This window comes from Meiothermus sp., from assembly GCF_026004115.1.
Taxonomy (GTDB): Bacteria; Deinococcota; Deinococci; order Deinococcales; family Thermaceae; genus Meiothermus.
In genome coordinates, this window is the sequence record NZ_BPIM01000001.1 from 659,734 (window position 1) to 681,577 (window position 21,844).

General features: G+C 65.0%; 16 protein-coding genes. 1 reads left to right on the forward strand and 15 read right to left on the reverse strand.

What is annotated here, in order from left to right:
• Positions 1–36 precede the first annotated feature (36 nt).
• The 13 genes from Q0X23_RS02995 to Q0X23_RS03055 all read right to left on the reverse strand — a co-directional run bounded on the left by Q0X23_RS02995 (position 37) and on the right by Q0X23_RS03055 (position 19,138).
• The gene (locus Q0X23_RS02995) at positions 37–4,008 is read right to left on the reverse strand and encodes a DUF559 domain-containing protein (protein WP_297858916.1); all 3,972 of its coding nucleotides are present in this window, start codon (positions 4,006–4,008) and stop codon (positions 37–39) included.
• Positions 4,005–5,246 carry an ATP-binding protein gene (locus tag Q0X23_RS03000; protein ID WP_297858917.1) on the reverse strand — a complete coding sequence of 414 codons (1,242 nt, stop codon included), beginning with the start codon at positions 5,244–5,246 and terminating at the stop codon, positions 4,005–4,007. The genes Q0X23_RS02995 and Q0X23_RS03000 overlap by 4 nt, the downstream gene beginning before the upstream one ends.
• A gap of 42 nt (positions 5,247–5,288) precedes the next feature.
• Positions 5,289–8,870, reverse strand: coding sequence for a helicase-related protein (locus tag Q0X23_RS03005; protein WP_297858918.1), 3,582 nt, complete (start codon positions 8,868–8,870; stop codon positions 5,289–5,291).
• A gap of 172 nt (positions 8,871–9,042) precedes the next feature.
• Complete coding sequence (locus Q0X23_RS03010) at positions 9,043–10,032, reverse strand: tagatose 1,6-diphosphate aldolase (RefSeq protein ID WP_297858919.1); 990 nt, start codon at positions 10,030–10,032, stop codon at positions 9,043–9,045.
• A 45-nt stretch (positions 10,033–10,077) separates the two neighbouring features.
• Positions 10,078–10,926, reverse strand: a complete 849-nt coding sequence (locus tag Q0X23_RS03015; RefSeq protein WP_297858920.1) for a PfkB family carbohydrate kinase — start codon at positions 10,924–10,926, stop codon at positions 10,078–10,080.
• The gene (locus tag Q0X23_RS03020; RefSeq protein ID WP_297858921.1) at positions 10,920–12,236 is read right to left on the reverse strand and encodes a fucose isomerase; all 1,317 of its coding nucleotides are present in this window, start codon (positions 12,234–12,236) and stop codon (positions 10,920–10,922) included. The genes Q0X23_RS03015 and Q0X23_RS03020 overlap by 7 nt, the downstream gene beginning before the upstream one ends.
• 48 nt (positions 12,237–12,284) lie before the next feature.
• Complete coding sequence (locus tag Q0X23_RS03025; RefSeq protein WP_297858922.1) at positions 12,285–13,112, reverse strand: carbohydrate ABC transporter permease; 828 nt, start codon at positions 13,110–13,112, stop codon at positions 12,285–12,287.
• 299 nt (positions 13,113–13,411) lie between these two features.
• A complete protein-coding gene (locus tag Q0X23_RS03030; RefSeq protein WP_297858923.1) occupies positions 13,412–14,275 on the reverse strand; it encodes a carbohydrate ABC transporter permease in 864 nt (287 codons plus the stop codon).
• A gap of 117 nt (positions 14,276–14,392) precedes the next feature.
• Entirely contained in the window at positions 14,393–15,646 is a 1,254-nt protein-coding gene (locus Q0X23_RS03035) for an ABC transporter substrate-binding protein (RefSeq protein WP_297858924.1), read from the reverse strand.
• Positions 15,643–16,641 (reverse strand): Ldh family oxidoreductase, encoded by a 999-nt coding sequence (locus Q0X23_RS03040; protein ID WP_297858925.1) that lies wholly within the window; start codon positions 16,639–16,641, stop codon positions 15,643–15,645. The genes Q0X23_RS03035 and Q0X23_RS03040 overlap by 4 nt, the downstream gene beginning before the upstream one ends.
• Positions 16,638–17,564: an NAD(P)-dependent oxidoreductase gene (locus Q0X23_RS03045; RefSeq protein WP_297858926.1), complete on the reverse strand. Its 927-nt coding sequence runs from the start codon at positions 17,562–17,564 to the stop codon at positions 16,638–16,640. The genes Q0X23_RS03040 and Q0X23_RS03045 overlap by 4 nt, the downstream gene beginning before the upstream one ends.
• Positions 17,565–17,624: 60 nt before the next feature.
• Positions 17,625–18,803 (reverse strand): UxaA family hydrolase, encoded by a 1,179-nt coding sequence (locus Q0X23_RS03050; protein WP_297858927.1) that lies wholly within the window; start codon positions 18,801–18,803, stop codon positions 17,625–17,627.
• Complete coding sequence (locus Q0X23_RS03055; RefSeq protein WP_297858928.1) at positions 18,803–19,138, reverse strand: UxaA family hydrolase; 336 nt, start codon at positions 19,136–19,138, stop codon at positions 18,803–18,805. The genes Q0X23_RS03050 and Q0X23_RS03055 overlap by 1 nt, the downstream gene beginning before the upstream one ends.
• A 75-nt stretch (positions 19,139–19,213) precedes the next feature.
• Here Q0X23_RS03055 and Q0X23_RS03060 point away from each other — a divergent pair, with 75 nt between their 5' ends.
• Complete coding sequence (locus Q0X23_RS03060) at positions 19,214–19,864, forward strand: GntR family transcriptional regulator (RefSeq protein WP_297858929.1); 651 nt, start codon at positions 19,214–19,216, stop codon at positions 19,862–19,864.
• Between the two features lie 135 nt (positions 19,865–19,999).
• Here Q0X23_RS03060 and murQ read toward each other — a convergent pair whose 3' ends face one another.
• Entirely contained in the window at positions 20,000–20,893 is an 894-nt protein-coding gene (gene murQ, locus Q0X23_RS03065; protein WP_297858930.1) for an N-acetylmuramic acid 6-phosphate etherase, read from the reverse strand.
• Between the two features lie 54 nt (positions 20,894–20,947).
• A complete protein-coding gene (locus Q0X23_RS03070; protein ID WP_297858931.1) occupies positions 20,948–21,844 on the reverse strand; it encodes an N-acetylglucosamine kinase in 897 nt (298 codons plus the stop codon).

Here is a 21,844-nt window from a genome sequence, read left to right on the forward strand (position 1 = left end):
CCCTTCTTTACGTTCCTGATGGGTGATGGCCATGTCTCAAGCCTCCGCATCCTCAAAAAGCGTCTCCTGGGCCGGGCGCGCCGCGCCGCCCTCCCGTGCCAGCCGCACGATCTCCGGCCAGCTTTGCACCAAACCGTTGTAGGCCAGGGCCTCGGCAGCCCGCTTCTTTCGCTCGCAGATGGTGTAGAGCCGGTAGGCCAGCTCGCGCGCGGTTTCGGCCTTCGAGCCCAGCTTGGCCACCAGCTCCGCCGCGGCGGACTCGCCGCCCGATTCCAGCACCCGGATCAACTGGTGGACGGTTTCCCAGTGGGTGAGGCGCGCATCGCGCGCCGGGTCCCAGTCGGCGGGTAGTTCCTCGGGCTTCAGCAGCCGCACCTTGCCGCGTTTGGACTCGAGGATACCCGCCTCGGCCAGTCCCGCCACGCTGGTGTTTTTGGCCTTGGAGAGCGTCTCGGCCACGCCAAACTCGCCCTCGGCAAAGCCATGCTGCTCGAACCAGGCGATGGCCCAGCGCGTGTCGGCGTCGAAGTCGCCCTCCTGCTCAGCCAGGGCCTCGTCGAGCGTGGCGTTGATGAGCGCCAGCGCCTCACGCACCGAGACGGGCCGCCCCTCGGCGTCGAGCACCCGGGCGTAGCGGGTGTAGACCGCCATGCCCGGCCCGATGGCCGCCTGCGCCAGGTCCACCGGGGCGATGTTGGCCTTCTGTAGCTCGGTGAGCGCCGCGGGCAGCTCGGCCTTGAGGGCCTGCACGAACTCCCGGCGAGTGGCGGTCTCTCTCCCTGGCCCTCCCCCGCTGGGGGATGTATACCCCCACCCTGGCCCTCCCCCGTTGGGGGATTTATACCCCCACCCTGGCCCTCCCCCGTTGGGGGAGGGTATACGGGGGCGGCAGACCAGGACGATGCTCGAGGCCAGGGCGTTGGTACCCATGCCCACCATGCGGTTGCTAAGCTCCGTGCGCATGGGCCAGGTGCCGCTGATGGCGAAGCCGGCGCGGATCACCGCATCGAGGAAGGTCTCCCAGCCGGTAGAGACCCTCACCTCCTGCCCCTCTCCCGCTGGGAGAGGGGAGTCGGTTTCGGACTGCTTGAAGGCGTAGTAGATGGTGACCGGGAAGGCCGGGTGGGCCTGCTCGGCCAGGCGGTGCATGGCCTGGGTCATGCCGTCGAGGAAGAACGCCTCGGCCTTCTCCTTGCTGCCGTGGCGGTAGGGCGTGGCGACGAGTTCCTCTGCTTTTGGCACGGCGAGCGTGGCGAACAGGTCGGGAAAGACGGGCCTGAGCGAGCGGCGCAGCCAGACGTAGAAGAAGTCCGACAGGTCGGCGTAGCCGATGTTGTCGTAGTAGGGCGGGTCGGTGGAGATGAGTTTGCCCGTGCTGATGGATTGTGCCTGCGCACCATCCTGGGCTGCGGCTCCGCCTGCACGTGCCGGTGCTGCCTCTAGAGCCTTCCAAGTCCAGTCCACCATCGCCATCCAGTTGCCTGACGAATCACAAAACGGGTTCGCCTCGGCAAAATCCCACATCATCGGAATCGCCTGGCGTCCGAAGGTATTGCGCATCTTTTCGCCCGAGCTGTGCCAGCTACAGATGCTGGACCAGTAATCGGCACACTTATCCACCGCAAACGCCAAATACACCCCCACCGCCTCGGCGTAGGCCTGGGCGCCGGTGCCGCCGTTGCGCAGGGGGGTGGTGTGGCCCCCCTCCGGGTAGTGGCCCCCCTCCCTACCTCCCCCCTCCGGGGGGAGGAGAATTGCTCCCTCCACCAGCGGGGGAGGGCTGGGGTGGGGGCGTAAATCCCCCGTTGGGGGAGGGTTGGGATGGGGGCTATCATCCCCTTCTGAGGGAGGGCTGGGGTGGGGGTCAACATCCGGGGCAGGGTGGGGGCCAACGCTGTCGTGGGCGTGCAAGGCTTCCCAAATGGCTGTCAGGACGCCCTCGAGGTTGCCAAACACCTCACTGTTCCAGAAACGCAGCACGCGAATACCCCGCGCGTTCAACCAGGCAGTGCGCTCCGCATCGGCTGCCCGGCCTTGTTCGGTGTTGTGCTGGCTGCCGTCCAGCTCGACCGCCAGCCTTGCCGCAGGACAGTAGAAATCCAGAACGAAGCGGTCAATGGGATGCTGCCTGCGGAATTTGAAACCGTCCAATTGCTTCGCGCGCAAGCACTGCCATAGCAACTGCTCCGCATCGGTCATGGTTTTGCGCAGGTCGCGCGCAGCCTGCAACAGGGCAGGGGGAACCGGGGTGGGCTGCCAGGGTTGTGCCTCGGTGGCCCCCATGTCAGCCGCCCCCCTCCGGGGGGAGGAGAATTGCTCCCTCCCCCAGCGGGGGAGGGATGGGGTGGGGGCGTCTCTCCCCCAGCGGGAGAGGGCTGGCGTGGTGGCCCCCTCACCCATCGCCCTCAGGTAGTCCTGCTTCACACGCTCCATCGCCTCGCCCACCAGGTCGGAGAAGGTGGTGAGCGCGACGAGCTGGCGGGGGGTGAAGAGGTCGCCGTAGGTAGTGAGGCCGTAGTCCACCGTCCAGAAGTTGCGAGGGTCGTTGGGCAGCACAACCTCTGGCTTCCACGCTGGTTTCGCCTCCCGCGCCATCGCTTCGTGCTCTGGCGTGGGCGGCAAGTACACCCGTCCGCGCGGCCCCTCGGCAACGATTGCCATGAGCCGTGCGCCCATGCGCCCGGCGCGGCCTTCAGCCTTGATATAGTCGCCCGCGATCGGCGTGCCCGACATTAGGCAGCGGAAGTTTGCCCCGCGTGACAGCTTCGTTCCGTTCTTCGCCGCCTCCGGATCCTTGGGCTTGCCGACCTTGACGGTGAAACAGTAATACTCCCACCCTGGCCCCCCTCGGGGTAGTGGCCCCCCTCCCGGCCTCTCCCCGCTGGGTATTAGCCCCCCTCCCAACCTCCCCCCTCCGGGGGGAGGAGAATGGCTCCCTCCCCCAGCGGGGGAGGGTTGGGGTGGGGGCGTCCATCCCCCGTTGGGGGAGGGTTGGGGTGGGGGCGTCCATCCCCCGTTGGGGGAGGGCTGGGGTGGGGGCGTCCATCCCCCGTTGGGGGAGGGCTGGGGTGGGGGCGTCTCTCCCCCAGCAGGAGAGGGTTGGGTGGGGGCAGCGTTGTAGGTGATCACCGGCTCGACATACGCCTCCTTGCCCGGTTTGCTCGAGAGCACGAAGGTGGAGGCGAGCGGCACCTCCACGTGGGCGAAGGCCGGGTTGGGGCTCTTGACGGTGCGCGCCCACAGCCAGGCGATCACGGTGAGCTTCTGGCCGACCAGGGGTTTGAGGTCCGGACGGTCGGCGGCCATCTCGGGCGTCACTTCAATCTTGGGGTACAGGTGGCCGATGCGACGCTCGGCCTCGTCGCGCATCCACTGGCCGTAGTAGCGCACGTCCTCGGCCAGGCCCTGCGCGCCTTTCCACTCCCGTGCGAAGAGGTTCTTGTCTTTGCGCGCCTGGGGGTTTACGGGCGGCTGGCCGGCGAAGCGGGGCGGAATCTCGATCATGGCCTTGTTGATCAGCACCGCCACCGGGTTGAGGTCGCTGGCGTAGGCTTCCAAGCCCAGCCGCTGGGCTTCCAGCGGAAGCGCCCCGCCACCGGCGAAGGGGTCGTGAAAGGCGGGGAGCTTGTCCGGGTTGAAGAGTTCGGCGGCGCGGGGGTGGCTGGCGTGGTCGCGGCAGGCGCGCCGCCAGCTCTTCCAGACCTCCTCGCGGGCGGCCTGCAACACAGCTTCGTTGGTGGTGTTCTCCCACTGCACGAGGTCTTCGATGATCCTGAAGAGGTGCTGGCGTTCGGCTTCCTGGGCCTCTGGCGTGGGAAATTCCTCCGGCACGCTGGCGGGGTCGTCCACCATCTGGGCGAAGATCACCGCGCGGGCGGCAGCTAGGGGCCGGCGCGCCCACCACAGGTGCAGGGTGCTGGGGTGGCCGTGGCGGATGGACTTCTCACGGGCGCTCGCGGCGTTGATGGCCTCGAGGGGCAGAGCCACTTCGATCAGTTTCTTTCTCATAACACTCTCCACCATGGTGCAGCAATCACCCGCTGGGTCAGCGGAAAGACTTCATCGCCGCCATACAGCAGAAGCCCGCCGTCACACTTATCTTTATACTCGTCCAGGAAACTTTCCAGGCCCCTGGCATCCGCCGGTACCGCCCGGGTAGCGGTTTTGACCTCGATGGGTAGGAGCCGCCCGGGCGTCTCGATGACCAAGTCTACTTCCGCGCCGCTGGCCGTGCGCCAGTAGAGGATTTCGGGCCGGGGTGTCTGCAGTTCCCGCCAGGCCAGCAGATCCAGGAGCACCAGGTTCTCCAGGTGGGCGCCGCGGGGCTCGGCCTCGCCGCTCAGGTACAGGGCAAAAGCGGTATCGCCCCAGTAGAGCTTGGGGGCTTTGATGAGCCGCTTGGTGCGATTAACCGCATAGGCTGGCAGCCGCAGGGCCAGAAAGCTCGCCTCCAGCACGTTCAAGAAGCGGTGCACCTGGGGCTGCGCCAGCCCCACATCACGCCCCAGCTCGGCCTGGTTGAGCAAGGAGCCAATCCGCAAACAAGCCGCCTGAGCCAGTCGGCGGAAATCCCCCAGGTTTTCCACGGCCCGCAACTCCGGCAGGTCGCGCTCGAGGTAGGTCTGCAAATAGCCCGAGAACCAGAGCGCGCGCTGCTCGGGCGTGGAGAGTTCGTGGGCTGGCACCGGCATACCGCCGCGCCGCACCGCCTCGCGCCAGTCGGCGGGAGCGCGGGGGTTTTGGGTCAGCACCTCCGGCCACTGCACCGCTCGAGCGGCGAGCAGCGCACCCCAAAGGCCGGTGCGGCCCTGGCCCGCCAGCTCGCCCTGGGTGAGCGGCCAGAGCGTCACGTAGACGGCACGGCCCGCCAGCGACTCGCCAATGCGCTTGAGCATGAGTAGGTTTGCCGATCCGGTCAGCACGAAGCGGCCCGGGCGCCGCGGTCGGTCACGATCCACGGCCCGCTTGATGGCGATGAGCAAATCTTTGGCCCGTTGCACCTCGTCGAGCACCAGCGCAGGGGCTCGGGCCACCAGCGCTTCCGGGTCGGCCCCGGCCTGCAACCGCACCGCGAGGTCGTCGAGGGTGAGGTACGGCCAGCCCGCCAGCGCGGGATGGGCCCGCACCAGCGTGGTCTTGCCCGTTTGGCGAGCCCCGAGCAGAACCACCACCGGCATTACGCCGAGGGCCCTGTCCAGCGTGCGGGAGACGGCCCGGGGGAGCAACGAGCTGCTATCGGATTCCACAGCAGTATGATAATCATACTTTTGTAGTATTACAATCAACCTTCAGTTTGGCTCCTCCGCTCTGGCCAGCAGGGCGCTAAAGTCGTAGTTCACGCTGGTCACCTCGAAATCCGGCTCGCGCTTGAAGGGCCGACGCAGGTAGCGCACGCGGTGCCCGCCGCCCTCCTGGAACTCCACCAGCGCCAAAATGAAGTCGTCGGGCTTGTTAAGCGAGGTCAGGATTTCGTTTTTGGTCACGGTGAGGGTGTCGGCACCGGCCACGCGGCCCTTGACCTCCAGAAAGCGCAGCCGACCGGTGCGGGGGTCTCGGCTTTCGATGTCGTAGCCCAGTCGCTCAAACTCGCGGTCCACCGGCTCGAAGCCCAGCCGCCGCTCGGTCTCCATCACGATGGCGCGGGCGCGGGCGGCAGCGGCCTGGGTGTCCACCGGAGGGGTCGGGATGGGTGCTGCTTGGCCCATCATCCGGGCCAGGAGCCCGGCGGGCACCACCACTGCCCCGCCCAACACCACCGGCGGCAGGGCCGAGATCTGGGCCTCGCGCTCGAGTTCGGCCAGGCGGCGCTCGAGGCGGGCCTGGAGTTCGTCGGCCCGGCGGCGGGCTTCCTGCGAGTTGAGCCGCGCGCCGGCTTTGCCGGCCTGCTCTTGCAGCTTGAGTTCTTCGGCGCGGTGATCCCAGTGGGCGATTTCCTTGGTGAGGCGGTCTTTCACCGCGGCGCGGGTTTTCTCGATCTGGGTCAGGCGGCGCTCGCGCACCTCGGTGATGTGCTCGGGGACCACGGTGGCGATGGCGTGGGCCTGGGCGCGCTCTTCCAGCCCATGCGTGATCCAGCCACACTCGGGCCGCTCGAGGATCGCCGGTACCGCCGGCTCATCACCCTGCAGCGGGCGGTAGTCGAGGTAGGGCGCGTAGTACAGGTGCCGGGCCTGGCCGCTGGCGTCTTGCTCAATGTAAAGCATCCGGCGCGAGATGGTGCGCCGCTCACCGGAAGGGAGCAGGCTGGCGTCCTGGATGGCGTGCTCGAGGAAGAACAACACCCGTGGCGACGTTCCGGGGTCATGCTCGTCTACCAGCACGGTACCGCGCTTCAGGAGGTCGCGGTGGCGCTCAAGGGTAAGGTCGAGCACGGCCTCGAGCAGCGGGTGGCCGGGACAGACAAAGGCGGCGAGCGGCTGGCCGGGGGGCGTCATCAGCGGCTTCTCGAAAACGATGCGCTCGTAGCGCTCGAGCACGGGGTCGCCCGCGCCAATCTGGCGGTTGCGGTTGCGCACCGGTGCGGGCACGTGGCGGATCTCGTAGCGGCGCGGCTCGCGCTCGCGCACGCTTCCGCCCAGGCGCCTGAAGGCCTCGAGGAAGAACGATTCGACGTAATGCGGTTGCAACCGGCGCGCCTCGGCCCGCTCCATCGCCTCGCGCACGCGCGCCACGCGGCTGGCGTCCATGGCGTCGTGGGCGAGGGCCCGCTCCTCGAGCAGGTTCTGCAAGTGCGCGCGGTCTACCGCGTGCTCGATGGCCTGGGTCAGGCGCGCGCGCACCTCGGGCCGGTCGCCGTAGCGGATGGCCCCGATCATCAGCTCGCGCAGCGGCTTGCCTTCAAACAGCAGCTTGCCCAGCACATCAAAGACCTGGCCGCCCAGGGCCTGCCGCGCTTCCTCGAGCTTCTCCAAGAGCCGCCGGTAGACGTCGCCCTCGCGCGTCTCCTCGGCCACCAGGTTCCACAGGTGGCAGACCTCGGTCTGGCCGATGCGGTGGATGCGGCCAAAGCGCTGCTCGAGGCGGTTGGGGTTCCAGGGCAGGTCGTAGTTGACCATCAGGTGGGCCCGCTGCAAGTTGATGCCCTCGCCCGCAGCGTCGGTGGCCAGGAGCACGCGCACCTCGGGGTCGTGCAAAAAGCGTTCCTGGGCCTGCCGCCGCTCCTCGCGGCCCATGCCGCCGTGGATGACCGCCACGGCCTCGGGGCGGCCCAGCAAATCGCCGATGCGCCGCTCGAGGTAGGTGAGCGTGTCGCGGTGCTCGGTGAAGATCACCAACTTCTGGCGCGGCGAGGGCGCCGGCTTCGGGATGGGATCCGCGCCGTGCGCAAGCAGCGTGGGCTTGAAGATCTCGCCCAACAACTGCGATAGCTCGCGCCACTTGGTGTCCTGGCCGCTCCTGCGCACCTCGGCGGCGAGCGTTTCCAGGCGCTTTAGCGTCGCGATCTCCAGCCGCAGTTCGGCGATGGTGCTGGCGGCGGTGGCCTGATCCAGTATGGCTTCTTCAGTAGCCTCGATCTCGTTCTCGGGGGCCTCCTCGAGGTCTTCGAGGTCGTCGGCCTCGAGCAGCGGGCCGCTGGCCACGACCTCGCGCTGCAGCAGTTCCAGTTCGCGCAGGCGCTTTTCCAGCCGCTCGCGGCGGCGGCGCAGCGACTGGTAGATGGCCTCCGGCGAGGAGGCCAGGCGACGCTGTAGGATGGTGAGGGCAAAGCCCACCGTGCCCGCCCGCCGGTCGTCCTGGAGCGCCTCGGCGCGGCCCCACTCCTCGCGCACGTACTCGGTCACCCCCCGGTACAAGCGCGCTTCGGCATCGGAAAGCTTGTAGGGGACAGTATAGGCGATGCGCTCGGGGAAGAGGGGCGTGCCGTCGAACTTGAGTAGTTTCTCCTTCACCATACGCCGCATGAGGTCGCTGGTGTCCACCTGGTGCACGCCGTCGCGAAAGCGGCCCTCGAAGCGGTCGCCGTCCAGGAGCGCAAGGAAGAGCTGGAAATCTTCTTCCCTGCCGTTGTGCGGCGTGGCCGTCATCAAAAGGAAATGCCGCGTCAGACCCGAGACGAGCTGGCCGAGCCGGTAGCGCTTGGTGTACTTGACTTCGCCCCCGAAGAAACTGGCCGAGAGCTTGTGGGCCTCGTCGATCACCACCAGGTCGTAGCGGTTGTCCGGTGCGGCCAGCTTTTGCTGCACGTCCTCGTTGCGGGCCAGTTTGTCGAGCCGGGCAATCGCAAGGTCGTTCTCCAGAAACCAGTTGCCGGTGCGGGCGGCCTCGAGCTTGTCGTTGGTGAGGATCTCGAAGGCCAGGTGGAAGCGGCGTGCGAGTTCGTCCTGCCACTGCTCCACCAGGCTGCCGGGGCAGATGATCAGGCAGCGCTGGAGGTCGCCGCGGGCCATCAGCTCCTTGATGAGCAGGCCCGCCATGATGGTTTTGCCCGCGCCGGGGTCGTCGGCCAGCAAAAAGCGCAGCGGCTGGCGCGGCAGCATGGCCTCATAGACCGCAGTGATCTGGTGGGGCAGCGGCTCCACCAGCGAGGTATGCACGGCCAGAAGCGGATCGAAGAGGTGGGCCAGGCGGATGCGGTGGGCCTCAGCGGCCAGGCGGAAGGAAGCCCCATCGCCATCGAAGCTCCAGGGGCGACCCTGCTCGACGACCTCGAGCCGCGCCTCATCGTGGCGGTAAAGGAGCTCGTCGGCCACCTTGCCACCCGCATCGCGATAGACCAGCGTCAGGGCCTCGTAGCCGTGCCACTGCACATTGACGACGGTGACAGCCGAATGGGGAAGGATGCCGCGTACGCTCGTGCCGGGGGTAAGATCTTCAAGCTTCATGAGTCTGTGCTTGCGCTTGCCAGGGGCCTCGAGAGCAATCCGATACATTGATGTGCTGAAGACCCCATTTCCAGCACCATAAGGCATCTTCGCTATTGCGGCGAGGAAATATAAACCACACCCTCTTGTATCCCAGACCTCCAGCACCGCTGCCGGGCCGGTACTACACCTGATTCAGGAGAATGCCAGGGGTATCCACTACCGGCTGATGCGGGAGTAGCTAGCCCGCTACACCTGCAAGCTGCCAGTCTGCCTCGAGATGTTGGGGTGGGATGCCAAGCAGCAGTTCGTTCAGGCGTGCCAGGGTCTCGAGGCCCTCCTCGCGCAAAGCTTCGCGCACTCTGGTTTTGTCGGGGTAAAAGCGCAAAGGGTGCTGCCACACCGCCCGGCCCGCCAGGTAGCCCCTGGCGCCGGCGTTTAGGGCAGCCTCCAGCATCTGCACGAACTGATCGGCCCCCAGGCCCCCCGAAAGCAAAAGCCAGGGGGCGGGCAGCTTGCTGTACTCGCGCATGTCGGCTTCCAGGTCTTCGAGCGAATAGCCGCTGCCGCCAAACTCCCGCACCAGGCTGGCTGCCCCGGGGAAAGCCAGCTTGTAGAGATCCACGTTAAGGCCGGGGTCGGCGAAGGCGGCGGCAATCTCGAGCGAGAGGTCGCGCAGCTTGGCGTTGTAGGCGGCCTCGTCCTCGCCGGGGAGGGGGTAGGGCAGCACCTCGAAGATGAACAGGCGGTCGGCCTTCTTGCACTCTTCGCCCACCCTTCGCACGAACTCGAGCTGGTGCTCGACCACCTCGGTGGGGGCGTCGGGTCGGTGCCAGGCCAGCAGCTTCAGGCCATCGGCCCCCATGCGTACCGCCTGTTCCACACTCCAGCCCGGAATCACTGCGCTCTTGCGCCAGCCCCCTTCTACGGTCTCGAAGCGGTGGTGCTCGAGGGTCAGCATCAGGCCGGTCTCGCGCGGCAGGGTGGGCATGGCCGCCGGAAAGGCATAGTGCGGGTCTATCAGGATGCCGGTCACGGCCCGGCCCAGGATCTCGGCCAGGAGGCCCTTCAGCTCCGTCACTTCGGGCCCTACCTGTTCGGGGTCTCGGCCCAGGGCTTTCGCCACCAGGTGCATCAGGGGGGGTCGCTGGTCGATGGCCAGGGTGCCAAAGCGTAGGGCCCCATCGCCAATGCGGGCATACGCGCGGGCTTTTGCCGGGGTGGTTTTCATGGTCCTCCTATGGTTTTTCTGGTCGCAAAAGTTATGCTCAAAGCTTTAGCCCGAAGAAGCCAGCAAAGCCTGCACCTCGGCCCGGCGCGGGGGGGCGGCATTGGCGCAGTGCAGGGCGGCTACCGCGCTGGCGAACTTTAGCGCCTCCACATTCCCTTTGCCCTCGGCCACGGCCAGCGCAAAGGCCCCGTGGAACACATCGCCTGCCCCGGTGGTGTCCTGGACGTGTACCCGGTGGGCTGCTACCTGCCCTCCCATATAGGCCACCCCCTCGGCCCCCAGGGTCACGGCGGCAAACACCCCCAGGGCCTGCAAGCGGGCCAGCAGGGCCTCGACCCCCCCCAGTTTGGCGGCCAGTTCCTCCGAGGCCACCACATGGGTAGCGACCTGGGTCAGCATCCAGTCGTCGTCGCGGTCGCGGTCGAGGTCGAGCACCACCGGAATACCGCGCTCCCGCGCGGCCTGGCCCAGCCCATACCCGGCAGCGGCCCAGCGCCCATCCAGGAGCACGGCCCCTACCCCCTTGAGCAGGCGTTCTTCACTCAGTACCAGCTCTTCGGGCAGGGCAGGCCGGTACGGAAAAATATAGCGTTCGCCCTCCGGCGTCACCAGCACCGCCGAAACCGGGGTGGCCGCGCCCAGTTGGAAGTGCACCCTGACCCCCTCGGCCTGCAGCATCTCCTCCAGGCGCTCGCCGGCGGCATCGTCGCCCCGGCGGCTCAAGAGATGGGCCTCGGCCCCCAGCCTTGCCACCGCCACCGCCGCTACCGCAGCCGGGCCCCCAATGGTCTCGCGGTAGGCCCGCACCCCAGTCCGGCTTTCGCGGGGGGGAAACTCTTCGATGTAGAAACGCTGGTCCAGGTTGGCCCATCCCACGGTCAGCACCCTCACCATACCAGCCTGCGCTCCTCCGGACGGGCGGGCAGCACCTCGAGACCCAGCCAGGTGCACATCTCCAGCAGGGCCTCCTCGTGGGCGCCCATGCCCACCGCCATGTGGTGGGGGATGCGGTGGTTGAACCAGCTGGCCAAAAACTGCCGGGGGGTGAGGGGTTCGGTGGCCCAGGTGGGGCGGGTCAGGTAGCCCGAGTCGCCATCGTAGCCCTTCTCGCCATTCAGCACCCCTCCGTGCACCACGGCTTTGCCCCCGGGCAGCAGCCGCAAACCGCTGACGGGCCCGGCCCGAAGGGGCATGTCGCGCACGGCGGGCAGATTGCGGTTGAAGTGCGGCACCAGCCGGGTAGGGCCCCCGGCCCAGGCCTGGGGGGCCTCGCCCCCGTGCCAGAGCAGTATGCCTTTAGGCGAGAAGTGCGAGATGTCCAGCAAGATGGCTGGCTGGCCCGAGACGGCCTTTAAGGCCAGCAGGCTGGCCAGCCCCAGCACATCGCCCTCGGGGGCCAGGGTATAGCCCCGGTCGGCCAGGCGGGCCATGGCTGCGTAGGCCATCACCCCGGTTTTATCGGGAATTTCGGGCCATTCGCGGATGGCCACCCCGTCGTAGGGCCGGGCCAGTTTTTCTAAGGCCAGCTCGAGGCGAAACAGCTCGCGCAGGGCCTCCAGCGGGTACTCCGAAAGCTCGTCGAAAGCCGCAGCCCGATCGGTGACTTCGGCCTCCGGCACCGCTGCCAGCGCTTCCCATAGCTCGCCCAGCTCAGCCTTCTCCACCGTCAGGCCGGTCTGTGGCATGGCGGCAAAGGCAAAAAAACCCGGCGCATGGCCGCCCAGGGCGAGCACCCGCCCCTCGCGCAGCACCCGGGCCCCCCGCAGGGCATCCAGGGTGAGCTTCAGGCGGGCCTGAAACCAGGCATCCTCGGCGGATCCATAAAACCATTTGGTCGGTTTCTGGGCCAGTGAAACCCCCAGGTTGAGGCCGCAGATGGCGTTCTGCGGCAAGGGGCCGCTCTCCCACACCTCGGGCAGGGCCCAGAGCCCCACCGGGATGGGCAGCTCCAGCAGGGGCAAAAAAGCATCGCCGGTGGCAAAGGTCACGTGCTGCACCAGCAGCAAGTCGAGCCGGGCGGCCTGGGCGGCCCGGGCCGCAGCCTCGGCCTGGGGGGCATCGGCTACGGGCTCAGACACATAGGCCAGTTCAAAGCTTAACTTCTGGCCAAGCTTTTCCAGGGCCTCTTTTGAGGTATGCTCGAGGCCAAGCCGCGCCCCCCGAAAGAGGGGCCGCACGATGGGAACTAAACCGATTCGTAGCATAAATCAGGTAGAAGCAACCTTCTTGGTATAACTATCGACCCCAGACCCTTAGCCCTTCACCCCGCCCTGGGTCAGGCCGCCCACCACCCGTTCCTGGAAGACCGCAATCACCAGCGCCACCGGCACCAGGGCCACCACCAGGGCCGCGGAGATTAAGGGCCATGGAAACACATATTCGCCCTGGTAAAGCTGGATACCCACCGGCAGGGTTCGCATAGCCTTGGCCGGTAGTAGGGTGGAAGCCAACAAGAACTCGTCCCAGCTATTGACAAAGGCCAGGATGGCCGCCGTAAAAACCCCCGGCGCTGCCAGTGGCACCACCACGTGCCACAAAGCCCCTAACCGGGTACTGCCATCTACCATGGCGGCGGACTCGAGGTCGCGCGGGATACCCGCAAAAAAGCTCACCAGGGTAAGGGTTGCCACCGGCAGGGAAAGGGCCGCGTGCGGCAAAATGAGGGCCAGATACGTATTGCGCAAGCCCAACTCTACAAAAATCTGATAGAGCGGCACCATCAACGAGGCCACCGGAAACATCGAAACCCCCACCAGCAGCGATAAAATCAGGTTGCGACGCGGTACATGCAGTCGGGCCAGGGCATAGGCCGCCAGGCTGGCCACCCCCACACAAAGCACCGTAGAGAAACCCGCCACGACCAGGCTATTCAAAAAGTAGCGGGCCAGCGGCTGCTCGCGAAAAGCCTGCACGTAGTTTTGCAGGGTGGGGTTCTCCGGCCAGTAGGTAATGGGAATGCGGGTCAGCTCGGCCTCGCCCTTGATGGAGGTCATGAATATCCATAGGGCCGGGAAAAACCCGTTTAGCACCACAATGGCTGCTGCAAGCCATAGCCAGATGCGTGGGTTGTTAATTTTCATACTCCTCCCAGGCCATGAATAAAAGCCACCCAGAACCCCTCATGTCCCCAAAGCAACGCTTACCGCTAAGGTTCTTTCGGCGCTTCACGGCTATTTTCCTATGGCTCTCCCGTTTTTTCTCGCTTATAACAAAAATCGAGCCGCTGGCCATGCATGACTGCATCCAGGGGGCCGTACCACCGGCCCAACCCCGGCACATCCGGACACTGCGAACGGTATCCAAACGAACTTGTGGCAAGGGGGTTCTAGCCATAAAAAGTAAACTTACCGCAACCTTTGGCCCTGTGAGCAAAAGCGCTTTAGTCATCTGCACCCCGAATGTAGCGCAGATAAATCACGGTAATGACCATGCTGAGCAAAAAGAGTAGCACGGCCAGCGCTGAGCCATAGCCGAAGTTGAGGTTCTCGATACTGGTCACCCGCACATACATGGCCAGGGTCTCGGTGGCATTGCCGGGCCCGCCCTTGGTCATGGCGTAGGGAATGTCGAAGGTTTGAAAGGCTGTGATGGTTCGGAAAATCATGGCCACCAGAATCGCCGGTGTTAGAAGCGGCAGGGTAATGCGCCAAAACGACTGCCAGCGACTTGCGCCGTCTACCTGAGCCGCTTCGTAAAGTTCTTTGGGAATGGTCTGCAAACCCGCCAGCAAAATGAGGGCCACAAAGGAGCTGGTCTTCCAGATGATGGTAAAACAGATGGCTATAAAAGCCAGATCGGGCTTGAAAAGCCAAAACTGGCGCTCACCGCCTAAGCGCATAATCCAGTCGTTGACCACACCGTACTGGCTGTCGAAAAACCACTGGAAAATAAGGCCCACAAAAACCAGCGGCAGGGCCCAGGGCAGAAGCAGACCCAGGCGAACCGGCCACTTCACACGGAACGGCAGGTTGGCCAGTAAGGCCAGCAATAGCCCCACCACCAGGGCCCCCGGAACTGTAACCAGCACAATCAGGACGGTGTTTTTGAGGGCGCCCCAGAAGCGTGGGTCTCCAAAGGCCGCCGCATAGTTGGCCAGACCGGTAAAGCTGGCCTCGGGGCCCAGGGTGAGCTGGTACTGGAAAAAACTGGTGTAAATAAGCCGCACCACCGGATAGAGCGCCACAAAGCCCAACAACAGCCCTGCCGGGAGCAACAGCCAGATGGCCAGGGCTCGTTCGGACATATCGCCGAAACTTCGCCGGTACGGTTTGCCAGGGGCAGACACAGCTTTCCTCCTGAGGAAGCAGCCTCGAGCCGCACCAAGCGTGCATCAATGCGGCTCGAGGCGCAGGTCAAAGAGCTAGCGGTAAATGGCGCGCAGTCCGTCAATCACTTCCTTTGCGGCTGCCTCTGGGGTCTTGGTGCGGGCCAGCACTGCGTTAAGCGCTTTGCGCATCACATCGGCCACCTCGGGGTAGCGCGGGTGCACCGGCCGAGCCCGGGCCGCTTGCACCACCGGCAGGGCATCGGCAAACCAGGGATTGGCTTTTAGCACATCGGCATCGCGGTAGAGCGAGGGGAAGACGGGCAGGTTGGAGGCATCGATGGCCAGAATTTTGGAGACTTCCGGGCTCGAGAGGAAGCGCACCAGCTTGTAAGCCTGCGCCTTGTTCTTGGAAAAATCGGAGATGGTCCACTGCCAACCCCCCAGGCAGGAAGCCGAGCGCCCGCCTTCAAACTTGGGCAGCGGAACCACCCCAATCTTGCCCTTGACCTGGCTGTCGGCATCGTTTTGGAATCTGTTCCAGGCATAGGCAAAGAGGGTACCAAAAATCCAGCGACCGGCCTGCATCTCCTGGCGGATGGTGTCCTGGGCCTTCTCGGCCATATTGAGCGGAGAAACCTTGTGCTTATCCATCAGATCCAGCCAGAACTGCAAGGACGCGCGGGCCTGCGCTTCGGTGAGCACAAGCTTGCCCCCTTCGTCCACGTCGCCGCCGGCTGCCCAGATGGGCAGGAGGAAGCTGCATACCGTGCCCTCGGAGATGTTGCCCATGAAGCCAATGCCGTTGAGGTTGGGGTTGCGCTCGCCCGCCAGGATGGTCTGGGCCTGCTTGATGGCCTCATCCCAGGTTACGGGGGGCTTCAGACCGTACTTTTCCAGCAGGTCTTTGCGGTAGTACAAGAACTGGGCATCGGCAAAGCTCGGCAAGGCCACCAGACTCCCACCGATTACGTTGGCCTTGGCGTAGGCCGGAAGGTACTGCTTGAGCAGGGCATCTCGGGTTGCAGCCGGCAGGTATTTGTCCAGGGAATCGGCCCATTTAGCCGCGGCATACTGCGCGGGCCGGATGACGTCAATCAGAATCACGTCGATGCTGGGGTCACGCGAGGCCAGCACGGTGGTCAGGTATTGCTGCTGTTGATCGGAAGTGGCACCGCCCACCTCCACATCCACCCGCACCCCGGGGTTGCGCGACTGGTAGAGGTCGAAAATTTTCCGCATCACATCGGGGCGCTGCTGCCCCCCCACAAACACCCGCAAGCGGGTTTGCTGGGCCAGCGCAGTGGACATCACCAGCACAGCGACCAGTAGCCAAAAGAGCTTCTTCATGTATTTCCTCCTCCTTGTAGACGCATGCCTAGTTTACCGAGTTCGGCCTGAAGTGTCTCGCTAACTTCTACTCCTTCTTGCATAGCTTTCTCTCGTAAAGCGGCTCGGCGGGCACCGGGAATCCGGCCTCCGACCGCTTCAAGAGCATGGATAAGCTGAGCCATCCGGCCCGCGTAGCCCGCGCCGAATGCGCTGGGCTCGAGCCCCAGCAACAAGAGCCCCGGTTTGGCGGCCTGCTCGGGGGGCATCCAGGGCAGGGGCAGGTCGGGCGAGAGCGCCTCCCCCGCCAAGGCCCCGGCCAGGATTTCCACCAGCACCGCCAGCGCGAACCCCTTCCCGTCCCCGATGGGAATCAAAGAGCCATCCAGGGCGGCTTTGGCATCGGTGGTGGGGCGGCCTTCTTTATCGAGCGCCCAACCCTGTGGAATGGGCTCGCCCTTCTTGGCTGCGGCGATAATCTTGCCGCGCGCCACCACCGAGATGGAGGTGTCAATGATGACGGGTTGGGGATCGGCAGGGGCCCCCAGGGCAATGGGGTTGGTGCCGAGCACCGGCCCCGGTGCAATGGCGGGTGGGGTGTTGGCAAAGGCCAGGGCCACCAGCCCCTGCTGGGCCAGCCGGCCCACATAAGCCGACAAGACCCCCACATGCCCGGCGCCCCGCACGGCCAGGGTTGCACTCCCCTGTTCTCTGGCCATCTGGGAAAGCACCTGCACGGCCCACAACCCAGCCACCGGCCCCGGCGCGCCGTCGGCGTGCAGCACCGCCACCGAGGGTCGGGTGCGCCCCAGGCGCATCTCGGGCCTGGGGTTGAGCCCCCCAGCCTGGAGTTGAGCGGTGTACTGGGTTATGCGGGTGAGGCCATGCCCCACATTGCCCTCGAGTTCGGCCTCGAGGATCACCTCGGCCATTGCCTCGGCGTGGTCTGGGGACAGGCCCAGGTGATGGAAGTGACTAAAGACCACCTGCCTGAGTTCTGAATAAGGAACCTTCATGCCACCCCCAATAGATTTAACACGCCTTCGGCCACCCGCAGCCCCACTGCCTCCTGGGCCTCGGCGGTCAGACCGGCCACATGGGGGGTTATCCACAGGTTATCCACACCCCGCAGCACGTGCTCCGCTGGCAGGGGCTCGGGATCTACCACGTCCAGCACCGCCCCGGCCAGATGCCCCGAGCGCAGGGCCGACACCAGGTCGGTCTGGTTGACCAGCTCTCCCCGGGCGGTATTGATGAGATAACTCCCCTTGGGCATGGTTGCCAGGGTCTCGGCCCGGATGAGTTCCCTGGTTTCGGGGGTCAGTGGCGCATGCAGCGAGAGAAACTGGGCCGACCTGAGCACCTCTGCGGTGGAGAGCAACCGAATCTCCAGGTCTTCCACCGCGCTCTCCCAGGGCAGGCGCATGGGGTCAGCGGCCACCACCTTCATACCAAAAGCCCGGGCCCGCTTGGCCACCCGCAGCCCCACCTCGCCCAGGCCCAGCAGCCCCAGGGTCTTACCCGCCAGCTCAAAGCCCCCAAACGCGGCACGGTTCCAGCCACCCCCGGCCACATGGGCTGCGCCACCAGCAAGGTTGCGGGCCAGGTGCAGCATAGCCGCCAGCACATACTCGGCCACGGCGTTGGCGTTAATGCCGCGGGCAAAGTAAAGCTGCACCCCAAAGGTTTTGAGGTCAGACTGCACGATGTTATCCAGGCCCACCCCCAGCCGTCCCACCACCTTGAGGTTCGGCGCCGCGGCCAGCAGGTCGGCATTCACCAGGGTCTGGTTGCGCACCACCAGGGCCGTTGCCTCGGCCAGCTTAGCCTTGAGGGCCGCGCGGTCTTTCCAGAGGTTGGGGTCGTAGAAAACCTCGAGGCCCCCCTGCTGGAGGCGTTCCAGCCCGCTTTGTGTGATGAACTCGCAAACGATAATCATGGTAAAAAGCAGAAGGCTCGATGCTGAAAGCGCGAGGTGTTTTGCCTTGGGCTTTGGGCTTTAGGCGCTTGGGTACAGCTTCGTGATCACGAATTCGTTATGCCGCAGCAACTCCGCAGCGGTCAGGCGTCCGTTGGCGGTGCGCACAAACACATCCAGGATGCGATCGGCAGCCTGATCCAGGTTGATATCGCCTACCAGTAGGTCGGGCAGCTTCACATCGATGTGCTCGCTCATGGTGGCGCAGGTGATGGGGTTGGGAGAGACCTTGATGACAGGGATAAGGGGATGCCCCACGATGTTGCCCTGGCCGGTGGTGAAGAAGTGCAGCACGCTGCCCCCCGCCGCACACAGCGTGACCTGCTCGGCCCCCGCCGAGGAGCTATTCATGAAAACCAAACCCTGGCCGGGCTTGACCGGCTCGGCGTAATCAAGCACTGCGTTGATGGGGCGGGTGCCGGTTTTCTGGATGTTGCCCAGGGCTTTTTCCTCGATGGTAGAAAGCCCCCCGCGGATGTTGCCCTCGGTGGGCTGAGAGCCCAGCAGATCTACGCCCTGGTCTTCGATCATCTGAATGTATTCGTTGTAGATCTGCATGAACTTGCGCTTGAGGGCAGGGGTGGCGCAACGGCTGGCAATCAGGTGCTCCCCGCCAGTAAGCTCGGAGGTCTCGCCAAAGATGACCGAGGCCCCCATATCCACCAGCCGGTCTACCGCCCGGCCCTGGGCTTTGTTTCCGGCCAGGCCCAGGGTGGGGTCGGACTCGCCGCACTTGATGGAGAGCACCAGCTCGGACACCTGAATGGGCTCGCGCCGCAGCTCGGAGGCATCCTGCACCATCGGGTAGGCTGCCCGGCTGGCTGCATTAATCACGTTGAGGTCGCCGTGGCGCTCGATGGAGAAGGTCTCTACGGGCTTGCCGGTTTTGGCAATGGCCGAGGCCACCCGGTCGGTCCACTTGGGCTCGATACCGATCACCACCACCCCGTGCACGTTGGCGTTGGCCCCGTGGCCCGATAGGGTACGGAAGGTGAGCTCGAGGTCCTCGCCAAACTGCAAGCGCCCGTAGGGGTGGGGCAGGGCTGTAGTGCCGTTGATGAGCCGGGCTACCCCTTCGGCCGCGGCGTTGGAAAGATCGTCTACCGGCAGGATCAGCACGTGGTTGCGTACCCCCACAGCCCCGTTGGGACGGCGGTAGCCCGTGAGCTGTAAGCCCTTAGAAGTGGTTTTCCTGGGCATCAGCGGCCCCCTTTCGCCCGGGGCTTGGCGCTTTGGGCTTTGGCTTTTCCATAATCCCAACGCAGGGTGCGGAGGTTGTGCACGTGCACATAACCGCCCTTCCGAACAGGTTGGGTCATTCTGCCCACTTTTTCACCGTACTCGATGACCACATGGCCCTCCGGCATGTCCTTGAGGGCAATTTTGTGGCCCAGCGGAACGTCTTCCAGCAGCTTTACTTTGTGCGCTTTGCCACCCTCGAGGCTCTGGATGGTAAGTTCCTCGCCAGCCTTCAAGTCGTCCACCGCAACCGCCACATCATCGGTACTTTTGTGCGCCAAGGCTCTATGTGCCACAGATCCTCCTTTGCTTTGAATGGGATTTTATATCTAAAATCTTTTATGGTCAATGTGCTAAACTAATCAGCACGGATGACCCTGAACCGCACCACCCTGAACCGCGAAGCCTATAAGGCGCTCAGGCAGGCCATTCTGGCGCGCAAAATCCCTCCAGGACAAAAATTGGTGGTACGCGTACTGGCCGAAGACCTGGGGCTCTCCCCCACCCCGGTCAAGGAGGCCCTGAGTGCCCTGGAGCGCGAAGGGTTGGTCGTAGCGGTGCCCCACCGGGGCTATTTTGTTCTGGAGCCCAGCCTGGAAGACGTGCGGGAAATCTACAGCCTGCGCGAGGTGCTGGAAGGGCTGGCCGCCCGGCTGGCAGTAGAGAACGACGGGAAGGCCCTTTTGCGGCGGCTCGAGCGGCTGTTTGAAAAACAAGGTGAAGCTGCCGAGCAAGGCGACATAGACACCTATGGCGACCTCGACCTGGCCTTCCACCGCACCATCTGGGAAGCCTCGAGCAGCAAGCGCCTTCTGGCTACTGCCGAGACCATAGACGGCCAGATTCGCATGCTGATCAACAGTTCCGCGGCCATCCCGGGCCGCCTACCACTCTCCCGCACCGAGCACCAGGCCATCTTGCAGGCTGTCCGGGACAAGAACCCCGAAGCCGCAGAAGCTGCCATGCGAACCCACGTGCGCAACGCGGGGCGGGCGTTGGAGCGTTTTCTATCGTCAAGATAGGCAGCAAGAACCCCATATAGTGATCTGGCAACCAGGAATTCGGTATACACAGCAGTCCCTCACAATGCGCCGCACATCGCAATTTTGGGTAATCAACGTGCTTCAAAACATGCAGCAAAATAAGTTATTGGTGCACTAGCCCCCCAGCGCTCGCCGCACGTTCCCATCTACCTTTTCCAGTAATGCCTGGGCCGCCTCTGCACTAAGGTTTTTCTCAAGCATTACAATAGCGGTTTTGACGCGGTATCCACAGCGCTCGAGGGCCGCCCTGGCTTCTGCCTCGGTGGCCCCGGTGGCCGCTACCGTTAGCCGCACCGCCCGCGCCAGCAGTTTGGCATTGGTGGCCTGTACGTCCACCATCAGGTTGCCGTACACCTTGCCCAAACGCACCATAAGGGTACTGGAAAAGGTGTTGAGGGCTATCTTCTGGGCTGTGCCAGCCTTGAGGCGGGTCGAGCCCGAGATGACCTCGGGGCCGGTATCCAGCACAATGCCCACCTCGCTTAGCTGCACGATGGGGGTCTCGGGGTTGTTGGCAATGCCAATGGTAAGGGCCCCTGCTTCCTTGGCCGCGGCAAAAGCCCCCAGCGGGTAAGGGGTGGTGCCCGAGGCAGCAATACCGATAATCACATCGCTCGGAGTGGGATGCAGGGCCAGCACGTCGCGCCTTCCGGCCTCAAAGTCGTCCTCGGCACCCTCCACCGCTCGCCAGAGGGCTTCCGGGCCCCCGGCAATACAAGCCAGGGCCCGCTCCGGCGGCCAGGAAAAGGTGGGCGGAAGTTCGGAAGCGTCGAGCTGCCCCAGGCGCCCGCTGGTTCCAGCCCCCACATAAATCAAGCGCCCCCCCTCGAGCATCCGTTCGGCAGCCCGCTCAACAGCCCGGACAATCTGGGGGGCAGCCCGTTGCACAGCTTCCACCGCATGCAACTGATCGTCTATCAGGGCCTGCACGACCTGCGGGGTAGAACGGGTCTCGAGGTCGCGGTGGGCTTCGCTAATTTGTTCCGTAGCCAGAAGGGATTTATTCATACGGCTCCATCTCAAGTCGGAATCAAGGTTCTGCACTAGAGGCTGTATACCCGGTTAGCCCTCCGATTTCATCATCTGCAGGGCCATACGGGCCGCTGCCTCGGCGCTCGAGGCATATTGAACCGAAAGCTCAATCAGTTCACGGGCCCCCTGCTCAATCAGCGGACTCACCTGCAAAGCCCCCCCGCACAATACCACCGGCAGCGTCCCCAACCGATGCCGCAAGGTCAGGGCCAGTTCGGCTAGCTCGCGCCCAGCCTGGAGCAGTACCTGGGTAGCGGTCTCGTCGCCTTCCTCAGCAGCCCGGCCCACTGCCGGGGCCAGCGCCGCCACGGCCTGCCGCCCCCCACCATACACATACTCGCGGATGCGCGGCCAGTCCCGGCCCCCCAGCACGGCATACAGATGCCGGGCCAACGGGTACAAAGCTGTGTCCAGCCCCGCATCGTGCCAGCGCATCAGGTGGCGCAGGGCGGTTTTACCGATCCAAAAACCGGCCCCTTCATCCCCGATCAGGTAGCCGTGCCCGCCCGCCCGGTAGACGGTGCCATTCGGGGCAATGCTGTAGGCTACCGAGCCGGTTCCGGCATACACCACCATCCCCTCGCCGGGGGCGAAGTGGGCCCGGTAGACCAGCTCCATGTCATTGAACACCCCCACCTGCTGCTGCGAGAGTCCCAGCGCTCGCCCGATATATTCAGCCATCTGCTGGGCTTCGGGCGTGCCCGCATCCAGGCCGGTAATGCCCGCCACCACGGCAGCGGGCGCGTAGGCTTTTGTCTCTGACAGCAGCGTGTCCAGCGCCGCAAACACCTGGAACCGCATCTCGTCATTGAACAGATGCCCGATAATGGGCGCCGTGCGCCCCTGGGCCACCACTGTACCCGCTGCATCCAGCACCGCCCATTTGCTGCTGCTGGCCCCTCCATCAATCCCCAAAACACGGTGCAT

Coding starts and splice junctions, on each gene's coding strand:
- Q0X23_RS03005 (WP_297858918.1), bottom strand. CDS start 8,870: ATGTATCGGATTGCTCTCGAGGCCCCTGGCAAGCGCAAGCACAGACTC.
- Q0X23_RS03010 (WP_297858919.1), bottom strand. CDS start 10,032: ATGAAAACCACCCCGGCAAAAGCCCGCGCGTATGCCCGCATTGGCGAT.
- Q0X23_RS03060 (WP_297858929.1), top strand. CDS start 19,214: ATGACCCTGAACCGCACCACCCTGAACCGCGAAGCCTATAAGGCGCTC.
- Q0X23_RS03050 (WP_297858927.1), bottom strand. CDS start 18,803: ATGCCCAGGAAAACCACTTCTAAGGGCTTACAGCTCACGGGCTACCGC.
- Q0X23_RS03045 (WP_297858926.1), bottom strand. CDS start 17,564: ATGATTATCGTTTGCGAGTTCATCACACAAAGCGGGCTGGAACGCCTC.
- Q0X23_RS03025 (WP_297858922.1), bottom strand. CDS start 13,112: ATGAAAATTAACAACCCACGCATCTGGCTATGGCTTGCAGCAGCCATT.
- Q0X23_RS03035 (WP_297858924.1), bottom strand. CDS start 15,646: ATGAAGAAGCTCTTTTGGCTACTGGTCGCTGTGCTGGTGATGTCCACT.
- Q0X23_RS02995 (WP_297858916.1), bottom strand. CDS start 4,008: ATGAGAAAGAAACTGATCGAAGTGGCTCTGCCCCTCGAGGCCATCAAC.
- Q0X23_RS03040 (WP_297858925.1), bottom strand. CDS start 16,641: ATGAAGGTTCCTTATTCAGAACTCAGGCAGGTGGTCTTTAGTCACTTC.
- Q0X23_RS03070 (WP_297858931.1), bottom strand. CDS start 21,844: ATGCACCGTGTTTTGGGGATTGATGGAGGGGCCAGCAGCAGCAAATGG.
- Q0X23_RS03030 (WP_297858923.1), bottom strand. CDS start 14,275: ATGTCCGAACGAGCCCTGGCCATCTGGCTGTTGCTCCCGGCAGGGCTG.
- murQ (WP_297858930.1), bottom strand. CDS start 20,893: ATGAATAAATCCCTTCTGGCTACGGAACAAATTAGCGAAGCCCACCGC.
- Q0X23_RS03015 (WP_297858920.1), bottom strand. CDS start 10,926: ATGGTGAGGGTGCTGACCGTGGGATGGGCCAACCTGGACCAGCGTTTC.
- Q0X23_RS03020 (WP_297858921.1), bottom strand. CDS start 12,236: ATGCTACGAATCGGTTTAGTTCCCATCGTGCGGCCCCTCTTTCGGGGG.